General features: G+C 36.1%; 3 protein-coding genes and 1 pseudogene. 1 reads left to right on the top strand and 3 read right to left on the bottom strand.

The genetic code is table 11. From position 1 onward, the window contains the following. The first annotated feature begins 279 nt into the window (after window positions 1–279). Window positions 280–1,527 carry a tyrosine-type recombinase/integrase gene (locus ACY3FQ_RS18185; RefSeq protein ID WP_004638774.1) on the top strand — a complete coding sequence of 416 codons (1,248 nt, stop codon included), beginning with the start codon at window positions 280–282 and terminating at the stop codon, window positions 1,525–1,527. A gap of 78 nt (window positions 1,528–1,605) precedes the next feature. Here the strand turns inward: ACY3FQ_RS18185 and ACY3FQ_RS18180 are convergent, their stop codons facing one another. The 3 genes and pseudogenes from ACY3FQ_RS18180 to ACY3FQ_RS18170 form a co-directional block, all read right to left on the bottom strand. Then, a complete protein-coding gene (locus tag ACY3FQ_RS18180) occupies window positions 1,606–1,761 on the bottom strand; it encodes a hypothetical protein (RefSeq protein WP_228128199.1) in 156 nt (51 codons plus the stop codon). Between the two features lie 76 nt (window positions 1,762–1,837). Next, window positions 1,838–2,656 (bottom strand): annotated as a pseudogene (locus tag ACY3FQ_RS18175) (MSMEG_0569 family flavin-dependent oxidoreductase); the annotation flags it as partial. Between the two features lie 18 nt (window positions 2,657–2,674). Further along, on the bottom strand, window positions 2,675–3,031 hold a 357-nt coding region (locus tag ACY3FQ_RS18170; RefSeq protein WP_489774608.1), incomplete at its 5' end, for an IS1 family transposase.

The following is a 3,031-nucleotide window of genomic DNA, read 5'->3' as shown; positions in this document are numbered from 1 at the left end:
ATATGGTCTATGAAAATCCGGTGGTCTAGAATCTTCAGGCAACAAAAAACCCCATAAACCAAAGGCTTACGAGGTTGAATGTGGTGGGCCCAGACAGACTTGAACTGTCGACCAACGGATTATGAGTCCGTTAACATAGCAATTAAAAATCAACAAGCCTCAGATATAAAATCAATACTATCAGATATTTATATAATTTTAAAATTTTATTATTCACTCTTTTTGTTGATTAATATATATTGATTTTGCTTACTACTTGCTTACCAGACGCTTACTAGAATGAAGTTAACAAAACCTGCTATTGATAGAATTGATTGCTCAGACAAAGATAAGCCAACTTTTTTTTGGGATGAGAAAACACCTGGATTTGGTGTTAAAGTTACACCTAAAAATAATAAAAGCTATATTTTCCAAGGGCGTATTGGACTCCAAAATCGCCGTATCAAAATTGGTGACGTTGATGTATGGAAATTAGATGACGCTCGTAAGTATGCACAAGAATTAGCTATTATGTGCCATAAAGGGATTGATCCATTGATCGAGCGCAAGAAAGCTTTAGCTGATAATAAAGAACTGTTAAAACAAGAAAAACGCAAAACTATTAAATTTAAAGATGTATGGTTTGAATACTTAAAAGCAAGACAACCTAATTGGCGACCAAGAAGTTATCAGGATCACATCGAATTATCTAGAGGTGGTTACGATCCTGAAAATAATAGTGTTTATACTAGTCAACCTATTTTTCAACTGTTTGAGTATAAACTTTCTGAATTGACTGCAGGTGTATTTTGCGATTGGCTTGATCACAATGACTTCCGTCCAACAACATCAGCTAAAGCATACCGACTTACACGAGCTTTCCTAAATTGGTGTGAGGAACATGAGGATTATGAAAACTTAGTTCCTCTAAAATCATACAACTCTAAAAAAGTTAAAGATAAAGTCCCTTCTCCCAAAGCCAAAAATGATTGTTTGATGAAACAACATCTAAAACCATGGTTTGAAGAGGTAAATAAGTTAACTAGTAGAAAAATTGCGATTTTTTTAATATGTAGTTTAATCACTGGTTGCCGAAAGAATGAGCTACTTTCATTAAAATGGACTGATGTCGATTTTCGATGGAAAACAGCAAAAGTTAGAGATAAAATTGAAGATGAAGGTCGCCTAATTCCTCTGACGGCATATGTTGAAAGCCTATTTTTAGAACTAAGGAAAAATTCTGATTCTAAATTCATATTTAGCAGTAAGGGTGCTAAATGTGGTCATATTGTCAATCCTTACGATAGCTTAGAGAAAATATGTAAAAAACTAAATATTGAACTTACACCCCATGGATTGAGAAGGTCATATAAAACATTAGCTATATGGGCAAAAATCAATGAAGGATCTTTAGCCCAGATCTCAGGTCATAAACCAAGTGCATTAGTTGAAAGACACTATATCGTACGACCTATGGATATGCTACGAGAAACGCTACAAGAATATGAGGATTGGATTTTGCAACAAGTGCGAAATGGCATTAATTGAAATACCTCGACACGTAATTAGGTCGACCACTTACCTAAGTTACGCCTTAAATTTGGCTTAATTAGGGCGCTTTGCATTTCAAATCATTGTGCAACAAAGCCGTTTCCAAATCATCATTCCTGTATCAGGACATGCTAAGCAGGTTTTAACGGGAAGTTCACTATTTAAAAATGGAACATGAAGAAATTCCCATGGTGCAGTATTAGTATTAATTACAAAAGGTTGTTGATTCATTTTGGCTATCCTATGTTTTTTAACAATATTGGAGATTTGATGCAGCCGAAGTTGAGACTATTCAGCTACCTGATAATTAAGCCAATGATGATAATGTTGAGGATATATGCAGAGGTGCAACATTTAATTGTTGAATGAGATGATCAGCAATAAACTCAGCATCTTTAGCAACATCCATAAAACGTCCTGAACCCCATGTGTTTAACCAAGGTAAACCAATAAAGCTTACTTCAGGGTCAACGGTAATACCGCGATCATGTTTTGGATATCCATTTGTCTGGAATATGTCTAAATCAATCCAAGAATAGTCTGGTCTAAATCCGATACACCAAATGATCGAAGTGATGTTCTCTTCAACTAAATCAATATGGGTAATTTCCTGTTCTGGCTGCCAAAGTGGCTGATATACAGATGCTGGCTCTTCAGTCACAATATTATTTTTCTCTATATAGTCATCAATAGAGGCATTAATACGATTGTAAGTTGCATCTGCCATGTCTAAGTTCTGGATTAAATCTGGACGGAAGACAAACTGACCTTCCTTATAGTCCTCAAATCGTCCAAGCAATCGCATACCTTCTAATGCAAATTTACGTAGATCAATATCACGACCACCATCTCGCCCAGTCACATAATGATTAGTGCTGTTACGAACCTCTTCACTATATCGGTGATCTTTGACAGTTGTTTCGTAATAACCCATTTCATAAAGCCACTTCACTACGTCTTTACCACGATAAAAACGCGCACAGCGTGGTGCATCTCCCGTAGAAAGATAGACCTTTTTACCTGCCAAATGTAGATCTTCTGCAATTTGGGCACCTGATTGTCCTGAACCGACAACCAAAACATTACCTTCAGGTAACTGTTCCACATTAAAATATTGGGTGGTGTTTCAAAAAGTATGCTGGCGTTAAACAAATCCGTTATTAAGGTAAAAGAAAGTCAAATCAAAGGCTTTAAAATGATTTTCGAGCTTTTTAGAAAAGTTGCAACTTCTCCTAAATCCACGCCTAATTCGATGACGAATTCTACAATTGTTACCTTCAATACCGACGGTAAAAAACTTACCGATCACTTGCTTGCAACATTGAAATGCTGTGATAAAACTATCCCAGTGATCACTCGCAATTCGAGCATATTGAACCCCAAGCTTTTTAAGTCTAGCTTTAAGACGTTGAACCGTTGCTAAATCCCGCTTACCCCAAACATAAGCAATAATTTCTCCAGATTCTCGATGGTAGGCATAAATAAGCCATTGTTTATTTTG

The organism is Acinetobacter sp. AB03 (assembly GCF_058107045.1).
Note: the sequence above shows the minus strand (reverse complement) of the source record. Positions and strands in the feature narration are given on the sequence as shown.

What these genes read in the sequence shown, in the direction of transcription:
- ACY3FQ_RS18185 (WP_004638774.1), top strand. Translation starts at nt 280, where the DNA reads ATGAAGTTAACAAAACCTGCTATTGATAGAATTGATTGCTCAGACAAA.
- ACY3FQ_RS18180 (WP_228128199.1), bottom strand. Translation starts at nt 1,761, where the DNA reads ATGAATCAACAACCTTTTGTAATTAATACTAATACTGCACCATGGGAA.